The organism is Fischerella sp. PCC 9605, assembly GCF_000517105.1.
Lineage (GTDB): Bacteria > Cyanobacteriota > Cyanobacteriia > Cyanobacteriales > Nostocaceae > PCC9605.
This window is the reverse complement of the sequence record NZ_KI912153.1, coordinates 320318-336362: the sequence shown is the minus strand read 5'-3', so window position 1 is coordinate 336362 and position 16045 is coordinate 320318. Positions and strand designations below refer to the sequence as shown.

General features: G+C 43.5%; 9 protein-coding genes and 1 tRNA gene. 4 read left to right on the top strand and 6 right to left on the bottom strand.

The window, feature by feature from the left end:
- Window positions 1-244 precede the first annotated feature (244 nt).
- From gcvP to gcvT, 3 genes are all read right to left on the bottom strand, one after another.
- On the bottom strand, window positions 245-3166 hold the full coding sequence (gcvP, locus tag FIS9605_RS0133960; RefSeq protein ID WP_026736448.1) for an aminomethyl-transferring glycine dehydrogenase: 2922 nt from the start codon (window positions 3164-3166) through the stop codon (window positions 245-247).
- Window positions 3167-3440: 274 nt separating this feature from the next.
- The gene (gene gcvH, locus FIS9605_RS0133955; RefSeq protein ID WP_026736447.1) at window positions 3441-3827 is read right to left on the bottom strand and encodes a glycine cleavage system protein GcvH; all 387 of its coding nucleotides are present in this window, start codon (window positions 3825-3827) and stop codon (window positions 3441-3443) included.
- Between the two features lie 120 nt (window positions 3828-3947).
- Complete coding sequence (gene gcvT / locus FIS9605_RS0133950) at window positions 3948-5084, bottom strand: glycine cleavage system aminomethyltransferase GcvT (RefSeq protein WP_026736446.1); 1137 nt, start codon at window positions 5082-5084, stop codon at window positions 3948-3950.
- A gap of 8 nt (window positions 5085-5092) precedes the next feature.
- Here gcvT and FIS9605_RS44720 point away from each other — a divergent pair, with 8 nt between their 5' ends.
- The 3 genes from FIS9605_RS44720 to FIS9605_RS0133940 all read left to right on the top strand — a co-directional run bounded on the left by FIS9605_RS44720 (window position 5093) and on the right by FIS9605_RS0133940 (window position 7201).
- Window positions 5093-5290 carry a hypothetical protein gene (locus tag FIS9605_RS44720; protein ID WP_197036239.1) on the top strand — a complete coding sequence of 66 codons (198 nt, stop codon included), beginning with the start codon at window positions 5093-5095 and terminating at the stop codon, window positions 5288-5290.
- A gap of 477 nt (window positions 5291-5767) precedes the next feature.
- A complete protein-coding gene (locus tag FIS9605_RS0133945; RefSeq protein ID WP_026736445.1) occupies window positions 5768-6259 on the top strand; it encodes a pentapeptide repeat-containing protein in 492 nt (163 codons plus the stop codon).
- Between the two features lie 462 nt (window positions 6260-6721).
- On the top strand, window positions 6722-7201 hold the full coding sequence (locus FIS9605_RS0133940) for a hypothetical protein (protein WP_026736444.1): 480 nt from the start codon (window positions 6722-6724) through the stop codon (window positions 7199-7201).
- A gap of 104 nt (window positions 7202-7305) precedes the next feature.
- On the opposite strand, the gene FIS9605_RS0133935 is transcribed toward FIS9605_RS0133940, so the two are convergent.
- Window positions 7306-9522 (bottom strand): GumC family protein, encoded by a 2217-nt coding sequence (locus tag FIS9605_RS0133935; RefSeq protein ID WP_026736443.1) that lies wholly within the window; start codon window positions 9520-9522, stop codon window positions 7306-7308.
- A gap of 752 nt (window positions 9523-10274) precedes the next feature.
- Window positions 10275-10346 (bottom strand) — tRNA-Gln (locus tag FIS9605_RS0133930).
- 1130 nt (window positions 10347-11476) lie between these two features.
- On the opposite strand from FIS9605_RS0133930, the gene FIS9605_RS46485 reads away from it, so the two are divergent.
- Window positions 11477-11629, top strand: a complete 153-nt coding sequence (locus tag FIS9605_RS46485; RefSeq protein WP_331280993.1) for a hypothetical protein — start codon at window positions 11477-11479, stop codon at window positions 11627-11629.
- Window positions 11630-12065: 436 nt separating this feature from the next.
- On the opposite strand, the gene FIS9605_RS0133920 is transcribed toward FIS9605_RS46485, so the two are convergent.
- Complete coding sequence (locus FIS9605_RS0133920; RefSeq protein WP_026736441.1) at window positions 12066-16013, bottom strand: tetratricopeptide repeat protein; 3948 nt, start codon at window positions 16011-16013, stop codon at window positions 12066-12068.
- Window positions 16014-16045 lie beyond the last annotated feature (32 nt).

The window sequence follows — 16045 nt, the reverse complement described above, 5'->3', positions numbered from 1 at the left end:
TCGTTACCAGGTTCAACCTGGTAACGAGGGTTTGGAGGCTCTGCCTCCCGGCTGTTGCAATTAGTACAAGATGTGAATTCTGTTGACTTTGCTTTGCGGAGTACGCCGACAAGGGCAAAAAGTTAGCCCCTCTCTGTAAGCAGAGAGGGGCTGGGGGTGAGATTCTACGGGAAGTGTATGTAATCAGCTGGACACAATATCAAGCATCTGAAGATTTTGAAACTGGGGAGTTTCGCACTTGCCGTCAAGTTTGATAAGCGTCCATTGGTAGGCAAGAACAAACAAAATTCCTATCCCCAAAGGCGGCATCAATGCGACCGACCGCAGGCCAGAATTTGTGTTCGCGAGTCCAAGGTGCAGGGTAAGCGGCTTGTTCGCGAGAGTAAGGATGGTTCCATTCTCCGACAATCAGGCTTTCGGCTGTGTAAGGTGCATTTTTGAGGACGTTATCTTGCAGATCCGCCTTACCAGATTCAATTGCGGCGATTTCTTGGCGAATGGCAATCAATGCATCGCAAAAACGATCCAATTCTTCCTTGGATTCGCTTTCGGTGGGTTCCACCATGATTGTACCTGCCACAGGCCAAGAAACCGTCGGCGCGTGGAAGCCGTAGTCCATCAGACGCTTGGCAACATCATCAATTTCGATGCTTGCGGATTTTTTGAGCGATCGCAAATCTAAAATGCACTCGTGGGCAACTAACCCATTTTTCCCTTGATATAAAACGGGATAGTATCCCTCAAGTCGCTTGGCGATGTAATTGGCATTGAGAATAGCCACTTTTGTGGCATCCGTCAAACCCGCCGCACCCATCATCGCGATGTACATCCAAGAAATCACCAAGATGCAAGCACTACCCCAAGGTGCTGCTGAAACTGCACCAATGCTTAGTTCACCTCCCATTTTCACAACTGGACTTCCGGGGAGAAAAGGCACTAAATGCTTAGCAACACCAATTGGCCCCATACCCGGGCCACCACCACCGTGAGGAATGCAGAAAGTTTTGTGCAGGTTCAAGTGACAAACATCTGCACCGATATCTCCCGGACGGCAAAGCCCCACTTGGGCATTCATATTTGCCCCATCCATGTAAACTTGGCCGCCGTGGGTATGAACAACAGCACAAATTTCTTGAATTTGTTCTTCAAACACACCGTGAGTAGAAGGATAAGTCACCATCAATGCGGCGAGTTCTTTGCTGTGCTTTTCTGCCTTTGCCTTTAGATCGTTCAAGTCCACGTTACCTTGATTGTCACAGGCAACAGCTACCACCTTCATCCCGCACATCACCGCACTTGCTGGGTTGGTTCCGTGGGCAGATGTAGGAATTAGGCAAACATTGCGGTGTGCTTCCCCACGACTTTCGTGATACTTGCGGATGACTAACAACCCTGCGTATTCACCTTGAGAACCAGCATTAGGTTGTAGAGAAATTCCAGCAAACCCAGTAATTTCGGCTAACCATTCTTCCAACTGCTGAAACAGAATTTGATAACCCTGCGTTTGCGACTGGGGGGCAAAAGGATGAATCTTGCAGAATTCTGCCCAAGTTACGGGTATCATCTCCGATGTCGCATTGAGCTTCATCGTACATGACCCCAAAGGAATCATTGACGTTGTTAGCGACAAATCCTTAGTTTCTAGCCTGTGCAGGTAACGCAACAACTCAGTTTCTGAGTGATAGCGGTTGAAGATAGGGTGGGTGAGGTAGGCGCTTTTGCGCGGGAGGGGGAGATGGGGAGATGGGGTGGTGGGGAGAGGGGGGGATAATTCTTCTAGGGTGAAGGGTAAGTTATCTGTGCCAGCAAAAATTTCCCAAAGGTCTTGCACATCCTCAACTGTAGTGGTTTCGTCTAGCGAAATACCTACAGCAGTGTCATCGAAAATCCGCAGGTTAATTTTCTTCTGTTCGCAAGCTGCGAGAATTTCTTTTAAACTGCGCGTTCCTAATTCTACTCGGATTGTATCAAAGAAACTTTCGGAAGTAAGTTTGTAACCCAGACGTTTCAGTCCTGCTGCCAAGACTACAGTTAGGGCATGAATGTTATCTGCTATTTTTTTGAGTCCATCGGGGCCGTGATAGACAGCATACATACTCGCCATCACCGCCAGCAATACCTGTGCTGTACAAATATTGCTAGTCGCTTTTTCGCGACGAATGTGCTGTTCGCGGGTTTGTAAAGCCAAACGTAAAGCAGGTTTGCCTTGAGAATCTTTTGATACACCGACAATTCGGCCTGGCACTTGCCGCTTGTATTCTTCTTTTGTGGCAAAGTATGCCGCATGAGGGCCGCCGTAACCAAGGGGAATCCCGAAACGTTGAGTACTACCGACGGCAATATCAGCACCAAATTCACCGGGAGGTGTCAACAAGGTGAGGCTTAAGGGATCTGCTGCTACCGTTACCAATGCTCCCACAGCATGGGCTTTTTCTACAAAAGCGCGGTAGTCGTAAATTGTGCCATCACTAGCGGGATATTGTAAAATTGCCCCAAAAATCGGTTCTGCGAAATCAAAAGTTTGGCGATCACCGACGATAATGTGAATTCCCAAAGGCTTTGCCCGTGTCTGCAACACATCGATAGTTTGGGGATGGCAATCATTAGACACGAAGAAGGTATTTGCCTTATTTTTACAAACACCATAACTCATGCTCATTGCTTCGGCGGCGGCTGTTGCTTCATCTAATAATGAAGCATTAGCAATTTCCAAACCTGTCAAGTCGATCATCATGGTTTGGAAATTCAACAGTGCTTCTAGTCGCCCTTGAGCAATTTCCGGCTGATAAGGAGTATATGCAGTATACCAACCAGGGTTTTCTAAGATATTACGCTGTATCACCGCTGGGGTGATAGTGTCGTAATATCCCATACCAATGAATGAGCGGAAAACTTGGTTTTTTAAAGCTATTTCTTTTAACTTTGTTAGTGCGGCATACTCACTTAATGCTTCTGGCAATTTTAATGGACGAGATAGCCGGATGGACTGCGGTACTGTTTGGTCAATGAGGGCATCCAGCGAAGAAATACCCAGTACAGCCAGCATTTGCTGGATGTCATCGGCATTAGGTCCAATGTGTCTTTCCTTAAAATTACTGGACTTTTGAGTGCTTTCGCCCGGCGTTTGTTGGTTGCCTGACTGAGGACGAGGAGCGGATATTACCACAAATAACTCTCCAGACGTAACTACTTAATATTTTGCAATAAGTATATTTAAGACGTTGGATTCAGAAATATCAGTTTACGTAAACTTCACATGGTGATAGTGGTTGTTTGGTGTTTGTTGTTTGTTGTTTGTTGATTGTTGTTTGACTAAGTAATTGTTGTTGGGTGTTTGTTGTTTGTTGTTTGGACTAATCAACCACTAACCAATGTAGAGACGTGCCATGGCACGTCTCTACAAACACCAACCACCAACAACCAACCACTAACAATTCCTACTACCCCTCCACCTGGGCGCTATACTCTTCTGCCGTCAATGCATCATCAATTTCACCGGGGTCATTAACTCGCACTTTAATCAACCATCCCTCGCCGTAAGGGTCTTCTGCTATTTGTTCCGGAGATTCTACCATCGCATCATTGCGTTCTATGACAGTGCCAGTGACTGGTGAGTTTAAGTCTTCAACGGCTTTCACAGATTCAATGGTACCCAACTTTTCTTCTTTGGTGACAGCATCACCGATTTCTGGCAATTCCAGAAATACAATGTCTCCTAATTGGTCTACAGCAAAGGCGGTAATGCCAATTGTGGCAATTTCGCCTTCTAAGCGCACGTATTCATGAGTATCTAAGTACCTTAAATCTTCTGGATATTCCAAAGACATATCACTTCCTCTTCCACATGAGAAAAATTAACGTAAATGATGGCTAATAGCTACATGGTAAAGGTAATTAGCCATTAGAAATTAGTAGCACCCACAAGTTTGATTTTTCCCATTGCTTTGTCAGTTCGTTACGCGAGTTTTAGAACGGTAAAAAGGTTTTTTAACTACTACCGCTGGGTAAGTTTTACCGCGAATTTCCACTTCTAACTGCTGATTAACAGTTGCTAGCTGGGTGGGAACATAAGCCAAGGCAATGGGATAACCCAGTGTAGGTGATAGTGTACCACTAGTAACTTCTCCTACTACTTTACCTGCTGATAATACTTGGTAGCCGTGACGGGCAATGTTGCGTCCTTGCATTTGCAAACCTACCAGTCGACGCTCAACTCCGACTGATTTTTGCCGTTCCAAAATTGGACGTCCAATAAAATCCCCTTTGGTATCAAGATGCACTAACCAACCCAAACCCGCTTCTAAAGGTGTGGTAGTGTCGTCGATATCTTGCCCGTAAAGTGCCATTGCTGCTTCTAGTCGCAGGGTGTCTCTAGCACCAAGTCCACAGGGAACAACACTAGCATTATGAAGACGACGCCATAATTCTATTCCCACTTGTGGATCTAGCATCACCTCAAATCCATCTTCTCCGGTGTAACCTGTGCGGGCAAGAAAGGCTGGTTTACCTAGAACCGTTGCTTCTAAGTGACCGAAGGCTTTGACTGGGGTTAAGTCTGCTTGTACGAAAGGCTGAAGATATTCGACTGCTTTTGGCCCTTGGACAGCAATTAAAATTTTTTCTGATGAAAGGTCTTGGAAGGTAACTTCGTTGGCGTCAAGATGCTGCAATATCCACGTTTTATCTTTGTTAGTAGTGGCAGCATTGACGATCATCACTCCCTGTTGGTTGCCAGAGGGGTTTTCTCCTTGAAAGTAGAAAATAATATCATCAATAATGCCACCTTCGGGATTTAACAATACTGTGTATTGAGCTTGACCAGGTTGCAAGCGAGTTAAGTCTGAAGGTACTAAAGTTTGAAGTTGTGAAATGAGGTTTTTACCTTGTAATTTAAATTTACCCATGTGGGAAATATCGAACATTCCGGCTTTATTTCTTACAGCTTCATGTTCGTGAGTAATACCGCTAAATTGTACGGGCATTTCCCAACCACCAAAGCTGGTTAACCGTGCTTTCAGTTCTTGAGCAAGAGAATATAGAGGTGTTCGATATAGAGAGACAGCGTTTTCTTCTTGTTTAGCCACGGGTAATTTTGTTCTCAGAGATCGCCATCTTTATATACTACGGGATTGATTCGGGTTCGGCAGGCGATCGCACTTTGTTTAAACCACAAAGATCCAAAGGACACAAAGAACGACAGATTTTTTACCGCAGAGGACGCAGAGGAAACAGAGAGGTATTTGTTTGCAACGGCATAACTCAGGTTCTTAACTCGGATTTTCTCGTTTAGAACAGGAAGATTCTCGTTTCAAGTTAGAAGTTTCTCATTTAGAACAGGAAAGTTCTCGTTTCAAGTCAAAAGATTCTCGTTTAGGACAAGAACTTTCTCATTTAGAACTAGAAAGTTTTTGTTTAGAACAGAAAGGTTCTCGCTTCAAATTAGAAGATTCTCGTTTAGAACAAGAACGTTCTCATTTAGAACAGGAAGTTTCTCGTTTAGAACTGAAGTAACATCGCATTTTTTAAACCCCTTAGACATCAACAACCCCCAAACACGGGGTTAAAGAGGTGTAGGGAGGCAAAGATGATGAGGTGCTTCCGCAAACACCCCGGACGCCATAGGTATCATTTTAAAGGTCTATACTTAAAATTATGCTTGGGGCGATGATGCGAGGGAATCTAAACCGTTTCCCATTCTCCAAAAAGAACTTACCCATGATGTTTAATAATGAATGGTGTAAGTATTGAGATTTATTAAGTTAACGTTATGAAGTTTTGGCGAGTATTAGCTGCCTTTATCTTAGCTATGGTGCTGTTGTTTCCCCTGTCAGCAGAGGCAGCAAAATCTTCTAGCAGCCGTTTTGCAGGCTACAAGCAAATGAGTAACGCAGATTTTTCTGGTCAAACCTTGATCCGTGAAGAGTTTGCCAAGGTGAAGTTGGATAAATCTAATTTTAGCAATGCTGATTTACGTGGTGCTGTTTTTAACAGTGCTTATCTAGAAAAAGCAAATCTACATGGTGCAGATTTTACCAATGGTATAGCCTATCTTACCGATTTTCGGGATGCGGATTTAAGTGATGCAATTTTTACCGATGCAATGCTTTTATATTCTACTTTTGATAATGTTGACATCACAGGTACTGATTTCACCAATGCAGTTTTAGATGGTCTGGAAGTGAAAAAACTTTGTGCGAAGGCAAGTGGCGTGAATTCTAAAACTGGTGTGTCTACGAGAGAGTCTTTGGAGTGTGGTTGATAGTTAGTAGTTAGTGGTTGTTTGTTGGTTGTTGGTTGTTAGTTAGTGGTTAGTAGTTCCCCCACTCTCTCATCTGACAGGTGAATGAAAAAGCGATCGCTCTTTATTACAGAAGATGCAAAGGGCGATCGCACTTATTAACAACTGCATGTAAAGTAAGAAAGTTCCTAAAACTATAAAAATCCTCTTACCTTCTGTCTTAATTTTCAAAGCAGCTAATCACAGGAAAATTCCACAACCAACGATAAAAATACCTCTTAAGAGTTCCCCTTTCCCCTTTCCCCTATTTTCAATACAGCTTTTAAAAAGCTAAAATAATTGCCAGATAAAGATTGTAAGCTTAAACACTTCCACAATTCTCCCGTGGCAGGGCGAAAAACAATTTGCCACACGATACTAGCTCCTTCATGTTAAAATTAATCCCCCGGCTTTTACAGCAGCAGCAACTTCGCTACCCCAGATATGGTTCAGTACACTCTCGCTCAAAGCCCAGAAATTATCCTCACCGTTCCTGGTAAAGATTCGGCCAAAGCCCGTGAGAAAGCTATGGATCAGCTAATGCAACTCATGGATGAAGGCAAATTGCCTACGGAACTGGAAGACGGATTTGGTCCCCAACAACTAATTGAGGTGAAGGAAGTACCAATGGATACTGCTAGCGGTGAGGACGAAATTACACAAGCAGTTCAGGTTCTCAGCAACCTAGCCACATTGAAGCTGAAAGTCCAAGATTCACGCGCCGAAGCATTGGAAATTCGCAAACAGGTTGACATACTCTTCTCAGACAAGTCTGTAACTGAAGAAGAAATTACTCGCCTGAAGGAAGGTTTTAAAGTTCTCAAGACTTTTGCTCAAGCAAATTTGCGTTACCAAGAAGCAAAAACCAAAGCAGAACAGGCTCGTCAAATACTCGATCGCGCTCTGAAATCACCGGATAGGTAGTAGTTAGTAGTTAGTGGTTAGTAGTTAGTAGTTAGTAGTTAGTAGTTAGTAGTTAACCACTATCCACTATCCACTATCCACTATCCACTATCCACTATCCACTATCACTTAATTTGTCTTAAAGAAGTTGGCGCAGAAGCACTGCTGCTATCTACGTCTTCCTCATCACCTATGCGTTCAACGCTCATGCCCTGTCTGTAATACTGCTGGTAGTAGCTGTAAGAGGCGGGTACAGAGTCTCTTGACTTATTCGCTATCAACCCTAAAACGGGTGTTCCTGATATTTGTAGTTCTTCTAGTGCTTGCTGGAGTACACTACGTTTTACCTTACCCAAACCAGCAACTAGAACCATACCATTTGTATTTGCAGCCAGCAAGGTAGCATCTGCGAATCCAACTAGAGGTGGCGTGTCATAAATCACTAGATCGAAGCTGCTATGTAGGTCTTGCATCAAGTCCTGCATTTTCTGAGACGCAAGCAATCTAATCGAGTCTGGTGGAATCGGGCCGGCAGAGAGGACATAGAGGTTGTCTTCTAAGGGCGATCGCTCTATCACATTGCTCCAGTCTAGATCGGCAGAAATCACATCAGTTAAACCCTGAATATTCATCAACCCCACGCGCTGGTGAAGGCTGGGAGAACGTAAATTTGCATCCACAAGCAATACTCGATGTCCCATCGCTGCTGCTGACAAGGCTAAGTGTACAGCAACTGTTGATTTACCGTCTCCTTGCCCTGCTGAACTAATCACAAGTGAACGAATTGGTGCATCCGAACCTAGAAGCAGAATATTGGTGTAAAGAGAACGAAAGACTTCAAAAAATGAGGCCCGAGCAGCTTGTTGCACAGTACTAGAAGCATTTCCTTGATCAGCCAATGCTGCAATTTCTTTTCTTAAAGGAACTACGCCTAGTAATGGCAGACCAGTGGCTTCTTTAAGATCCTTAGATGTATAGAAAACATTGCTGAGCTTATCTACAACTAAAGCTGCTCCTACACCCAAGAGTAAACCCAATAATCCTCCTAGCGCTAAATTTCTCTTTGCACTATCCGAAATAGCCTGGGGTTCGTTCACTAGTGTCATTTGAGGATCGAGTAACCTCCAAGGCTGGAGTCTTTGAGAATACTCGATTTGCAATGCTTGTTGCTTGGCTGTAAATTGGCTGAGAGCGTCGGTAGCAATTTTTAATTCCCGCTGAATGTTATCGTAATCACGACTAACTGCTGCCAAAGCTCGTAAGTAGCCGTTGAGGTTATCGATTTTCTCGGCTAAAGCTACATCACGCGCTTCCAGTTCCCGAATTCGACTGAGAAAATCCCTATTTACCCTTGCCCTTTCCTGCTCCAGCATCGAAACCATGCTGTACCTCTGCTGGTAAAGGCGTTGCATACCCTCTTCTTGATCGGTATATACAGATCCTCTTCTAGCAATTTCTGTGTTTGCTTGCTGAATTTGATCGAGTATCTTTTGGTAGCGAGGGTTGTCACTCAGCAGCGAATTACTAGCCAATGCACCTGGTTGTTGTGCCAACTCTTTTTGCAAGTCTAGATATTTGGCTCGCATTTGCTCTAGTTGCACGCGATTATCCAACTGCTGTTGTGTCAACGTTGCAATCAGAGCAGATACTTCTTGTGATTTCTGCGCTGGTTCGACTAAGTTATTTTTTTGCCTGATTGTTCGCAGTCTTTCTTGCCAGTCTTTTACTCGTTCTTCCAGCGGCTGTTTTTCTTTTTCTACAAATTTGATAGCCTGCTCAACATCGTTTCGACGCTCCTCCAGACTATATTCCAAAAAAGCATCTTTAATTGCACTTAGAAAGTCGCGAACTAAATGCTCATCTGGGTTTGTGTATTGAACCTGTAAAATATTCTGTTCCCCAGGCTCAATCATTAAGCTCTGCATGATGTAGTCATAATCTAGACCAGGGTACTTCATCTGCAGCTTTTGAATTACAGGCTCTAATAATCCGCGACTTTGTAAAACTGCGATCGTTGTCTTGACTTCATCTTTTGTCTGCGGAGCGGTGATTGGGTCTTGTCTATTTCCTATAGTTTGAGGAACATCCGCTACAGCCTTACTCTCACCAGTTACAGGCTTGGTTAAAATCTCAAACGTACCCTGATATATTGGTGGATCTGTTTCTGCCTTCAACACCGCCGCTGTTGCCACTACGCCTGTTACACCAGCTATCAACAATGCTCGGCGACGAAGAGCTGCTCCAACTTGACCCAAATTCAATCCACCTTCATCAACATCATTGAACTGGGATGAATTGGCCGGTAACAATGGGTATTGAGGATGTTTGTCTGATCTCAGCATATCCTTAATAAATTGAATTACAGTACTGGTATTTCCTAGTTGGTAAGCGTAGTTACATGCATTAGACTGCTAAATCTGACGGCACACCCTGGTAGATTAATGAATTTTCTAACTACACAGTTGTAAATAACTCAAGATTTCCTTTAAGTATTGTCAAAAACATACGTACTATACTTAGTCACTCCGTATTCAGTGTTTAAAATTCCCGTTAATCGGGAGCTATGTACTATATATACAGTAACATTACGCAAGATTGATTTGTTTCTGATTTTGATCTTGAGTTAAAGTTAAAGATAGAGTGTAGATCAGGATTTTCTACACCTTACATCATGCCATGAGCATGAAAGCTAATCATTTCAAACAACTAAATGGCTTGGGTTTTAAATTTTATAGTGAGAGATAATTCTCGATTAAGACATTTGTTTCAGTATAGTATAGTCTAAAAGATGCACTTAGTTATTTTATTTTTACTAATAGGCTCCGAAGTTTTCCGGACAAAAAGCAGTGCGGGGCATATAACTTTAATTTACCTAAGTAAGTACTGTTAGCAATCCTTGAACTTATCGTTGCACTTAGATATGTCAAGTTAACTAAAACACTAACTGTATATCACTGTACATCATAATAAGGATACTGAATCGACGTTCTAGCGTGACGCCTACTTAGTAAAACCACCATATATTAGTTAAAAAGACTATTTACATTCGCTAAAAAAACAAGAGGTAAGCTAGTTTGCTTACCTCTTGGCTATACTGGGGCGCTAGGATTCGAACCTAGGGATGGCGGGACCAAAACCCGCTGCCTTACCGCTTGGCTACGCCCCATTGCGTTTTCACTCTTGTTAATATAGCAGCTAACCCTAGGGTAATGTCAAGTACTTTGATCTCTTATTTCGGCAAATCTTTTGACACTCCCCGTTGTTGGGCATCGGGCATCGGTAAGAGAATCAATTCCCAATTCCCAATGTTCTATGTCCCAAGTCAGCATCAAGGTAGTGTTTCCGCTCAAGTTCAAATCTGAAAATTATTGCGAGCGTTTGCAATGCGTTCTTCTACTTGATATCTGCATTGTCGAGCTTGTAATAAAAGGTAAAAATTTTCATCTATATTGTTATGAACGCAGAGTTAATAGTTATCTCTAGCAAAAGTTATACCATCTTGGATTTTAGATTTTGGATTGGGAATTACTGTCTCTATCGAGCTTCTGTCAATCCATCTGTCGCAATCATTTTTTAAATTGGTATTACTTTTGTCATTAAAGGTAAACGCATAAAAGAGAACTTAACGTCCTCACTTAGAAGTGCTTTGTGGAATTTATCTTTGTTGTGAAACTGGTATTAAAGATTAGAGGTGGGTAAATTTTTTATCCCTTTAATATTGTCTTTTTCCCATTTGCCAAATTTTCTTTAGCGGACTACTAACAAAATAATACTTCGTTGTCCATTTGATACTTGCTTCTATTGATACTGTTGGATTGCAGAGTTCTATTTGTGCCAGTAGAATCACAGTTGACATTATTGAAATCTCGCTGCAATGCTAAAGGTGTTCACCTAACAATTTTGGCTAGTTCAAAGGCTTGTCTGTATGCTTAGATTAGTAGTATGAGGCAAAAGTCAAAGATATTTCTTGTCAGTAGCTGTCAACCTGTTTTCAACTCGTCGTTTATTTTTATCAATGGCATTGAAATTGTGATGAATTTTGCAGATTTAATTTCTCAGATTTGATGCAAACTAACTGCTGTTAATTAAAGCTTTGCTTCAATATTATTTCCTTTTTACAAAAAACTTATGTCTTCTACTAGGTCAGACAACAACCAAAATGTTATTTATAGTTCGATCATTAAATTTATACTAAATATCCCAAAATACCAAAAGTATAAAATACATGATTTTACTGAATTTGTTCATGGACGTGACTATGTATTTGAGCCGTTAGAAAACTATAAAAAAGGATACATGACAGCGCAGCGTAGAGGTATTAAACGAGGTGACTGGATTATTTTACGAGATGATCGTTATTCCTATCGATATCAAGTGGAGGAAATTGATTACTACGCAGAACCACCAGATATGTGGATAGCTTTACTGAATCAAGTGATAGTTGATTGACACTCTTAGTCTGCCATAAAGATTTTGACAGGCTAAGGGAGTTCGTAGTAAGCAATGCACGTGCTTAAAATGAGCGGCTCTAGCCCTCACTACAAACCTATCAAAATTAGTGTGGTGGACTACTCTCCGCCCTAATCGGATTTTATAGCGATCGCCAGCCAGTTTGAGAAAAATGTCGGTAATGACAAGGCTTAAAAGCGCGGGGCTTTCACTCTCTCGTTAAGATTCTTTGTAACAGTGAAATCAGCGTGAAGTGATTATCTCATGTAGCAATAGAGCGATCGCATCACTCCCAACACTGTTTGGTTAAGCGGATGATTTTGCGTTCTGCCAAAAACCTTGTAGAGACGCGAAATTTCGCGTCTCTACATTTGGATTCATACCTTGATTCAGCAACGCCCTCGTGAGCAAGTATCAACACTTTAACAGTTAACTATTAAACTTGACTGCGGTCAAACAACCAGCGATCGCCGATAATCTCCTCTAGGCGCTGATTGAGTTGAGGAAGGAAATAATCCGGATTATTCAAGTGTTGCTGAATAAACCAAGTATCAAAAGCTTCCTGCGTTTCAATTCCTTGGGCAACTGCCACCTCTGATATCATCCTCAAACTAATATTCTTGAGTTCCTCTAACTGTGGATGACCTTCGCCTCGATGGTTGCACAAAAATAGGGCTGTTGTCCCTAGCAAAGCTTTTAGTTCACGATCTTGAGGTACAGAGTTATACAAATTACGGATTAGTTGAATTGTATTTGCTAAAGGGGCTTGAATCCTTAACACCAACCAAGTTGCTTGACCCAGGTAAACTAAACCCTTACCTTCATACACTACGCCTAAATTTCGCAGAACCCTAACCAAATCACCATAGGCACGAACCTGTGCAAGTAACTGGGCAGCTTGCAAATTTAGGTCTAACTGCTTAGCTTTATCCCCAGTCTCACCTACAGCATCAGCCATATTTGCCAGGATTGTGGCTTTGCCTTGAACATCGCCAATGCTTTCAATAATGTCCAAGGATTGCTGCCACAAGGAAGTAGCTCTTTCAATATCTCCTTGTTGGGCAATTGCTGATGCCATATTGTTGAGGATTGTGGCTTTGCCTTGAACATCCCCAATGCGCTCATAAAGTTCCAAAGATTGTTGCCGCAAGGAAATAGCTCTTTCGATATCTCCTTGTTTGTAGATTAGCCATGCGATGTTATTGAGGGTTGTGGCTTTGCCTTGGACATAGCCAATGCGCTCATAAAGTTCCAAAGATTGCTGCCACAAGCAAAGCGCTTGCTGGATATCTCCTTGTTGGGCGATTATCCCTGCGATGTTAGTGAGGATTGTGGCTTTGCCTTGGACATAGCCAATGCGCTCATAAAGTTCCAAAGATTTCCGCCACAAGGAAAGTGCTTGCTGGATATCTCCTTGTTGGGCAATAACTCGTGCCATATTGTTGAGGATTGCGGCTTTGCCTTGGACATCACCAAAGTGTTCAAATAGTTCTAAAGATTTCCGCCACAAGGAAAGTGCTTGCTGGATATCTCCTTGTTGGGCAATAACTCGTGCCATATTGTTGAGGATAGTGGCTTTGCCTTGGACATCGCCAAAGTGCTCTTTGAGTTCCAAAGATTGCCCCCACAAGGAAAGGGCTCGTTTGATATCTCCTTGTTGGGCAATTAACCCTGCCATGTTGCCCAAGGTGGCAGCATTGCGGATATCGTCATCTTCCGGGCAAAGTTCTAAAGCTTGCTGATAGTGGTTAGCAGCATCTTCCACGAAGCCTAAAACCTGTTCTGCACGGGCAATATCTCCCAAGATGCGGTAGTCTTCATAGACTGCCAAAATTTGCTGACACAGTTCTAATGCTTCTAAAAACCGGGAACTATTTACCCAGTCCGAAGCGATTGTGTCACCAACGCTGACGGCTATTTCTTCCTCTTTCGCTAACAGTCCCAAGCGGACAATTTCTAGTGCTTGTTCTTCTGTTTCATTTTCAGCTTCCTCCCACCAGATTTGATAGATTTTTCTTGCCGCTTGTTGTCTAGTTGTTTGCCACTCTTCCTGATTTAATACTGGCTCTAACAGTGGTTCTAAAATCGTGGTGACGCGATAGGTGGGTGTTTGGGTGGGGTGAGTGGTGGCAGATTCGACTAAGCTGAGGCTAGTGAGTTTATTTAGCGATGACCTCACCCCGCCTTCGGCACCCCTCTCCTGACTAGGGGAAAACCTCACCCCGCCTTCGGCACCCCTCTCCTGACTAGGGGAAAACCTCACCCCGCCTTCGGCACCCCTCTCCTTAGCGAGGAGAGGGGAAGGGGTGAGGTTCTCTTCAACAGCGCTAATAATATCCTCTGTTACTGGCAATTGAAACACACTCAACCGCGCCAGAAACTTTTTCTCTTCAACTTCCAAAGCGTCCAGCAATGTCTGTGCCAAAATATTTTCGCGGAACTTTTGCTCAGTCGCTTCTAAACGAGTCAAAAGCGCATCTGGTTCTAAACTCGGTTGCTGAATTATTTCTAACAGCCATTTCAACAAGCGGGGATTACCATCAGCTACTCTAATAATCCGTTGCGTGATTGGCTGTTGCTTAACTTCTTTATCTAACGGACGGCAGATTTTATCAATATCGCTTTTGCTCATCGCCGCCAATGATTCTAAATGCAGGCGGTGGGGTGGCAGGGTATCTTCTTTCAAGTAGCGACAGGTAACTATCAACCGACTCGAAGCCCCATTTTCTGCCAGTGCTGCACAAATCGCCTCTAAAATCCGGTAGGCTTCCGCCGTCATCCGCAATGAGCCATTTTCAATGTTAGCCTTGGGAATGTTTTGCTCAAAATCATCCAGCACCAACAGCAAAGGCTGGTTATGTTCGTTTTCTATTGCCTCAAAAAAGTTTTGCAGTCGTCCTTTAAGACTCACCTTTGGTTCATTCAACAGTGCGGGAACATCTGCAAACCGTTCATATTTGCTAGAGAGTTTATTAAGCAACCCTACCTCATCCAAAGGCCCAATCAACACTACCTGCTGACACTCTGGGCGTTGAATTCTCACTCTCGTACACAGTCGTGCCGCCAAGGTACTCTTACCCAGTCCGCCCATCCCAGCAATAAACACGCCGATTTGGTCGCTGGTTTCTCGCAATGCCCGCAAACACCTTTGTAAAGCCCGCCTGCGTCCGACAAACTCAAACCGACTGGCGACTTTAACTATATTATTCTCGTCCAAAAATTCTTGTTCTGGTGGTGCAAATACCAGCTTTTCTCTGCCCCTCGTTCTCAAGGGTGTTACTAACTCCTGAATGGGGCGCGTATCTCGATAAATCCGCAATAAATGCCAATCGGTGCATTCTTCAGCAATCATCTCTTGCTGGGCAGCTTTGACTGCTGCTTCTACCGTATCACCCGTTGCCAAAGCCTGATACAATGCCTGCGCTGCGATAATACCCGTGCGGTCATACACCGGACGCGCCCAACCCAAAACTACACCCGCCCCCGCCTTCACCAATTGCTGCGCCATTGAGGGTACTGTTCCTTTGTTGGGAACCTGTCCCGTGTGACAACCTGACAGAAAAATCACCCTCGGCCAGCGTCCGCGAAAGGCTGTCGCTAGGTCATTCACGGTAGTAAGTTGCACATTCCCCACCTCATCCTCAGTGATGAAGCAGGGGGTATGATCTGGGATTGTTCGCCCTTGGGGCAGCAAAAAGCCGTAGTCTTCCTTAGTATAAATTAACCCATGTCCTATGATGTGAAAGACATCAAAATAATCTTGGGGGTAGGATTTCACCAGATTAGCTAATTCCTCGACCGAGCCGCTTTCCTCGACAATCAATGCTAACGGCTGGTCTTTGGTTGCTTCAAGAATATTGCTTTCTTCGTGTTCAAAAGCCAAGGGCGGAACTCTGGGATCTTCCGGTGCAGTCGCCATAAACAGCAACCGCAAAGGACGATTTTGCACACCAATAACTTGAGTGTGGCGTTGTTGTAAAGAACGCACCGGCAATACTGCTATATCCTGCCGTGTAAGTAAAAAGACTGTGCCGTCATGTAGCAATTCCCACGGTAGATGTGCTAATCCTAACGCCATCTTTTGTGTATCTTGATTCAAACCTTGGGCTTCGCTAGTTTGAACCAAATCTAAATAAATTGTCCCCTCATCCGCCTCATCTAGTGACCTTCTCAGCCATCCTTGTTTGCCATCCAACCAGTGGTAAAGCCGTCGTCCTAATTGGATGAGTTCGGATGGGCGATCGCTTTTTTGCTGATAGTAATTTTGCTCAGATAAATTAATAAGTGCGCTCAACTCAACGCTATCCAGACGACGTGAACCATAATCGCAGCGCAATTCAAAGGTTTGGTTTTGAGTAAGCGCGAAGCTGAAAGTGAGGGACATGGCTTGATTCGGTAGATCCCACTATCTCATCT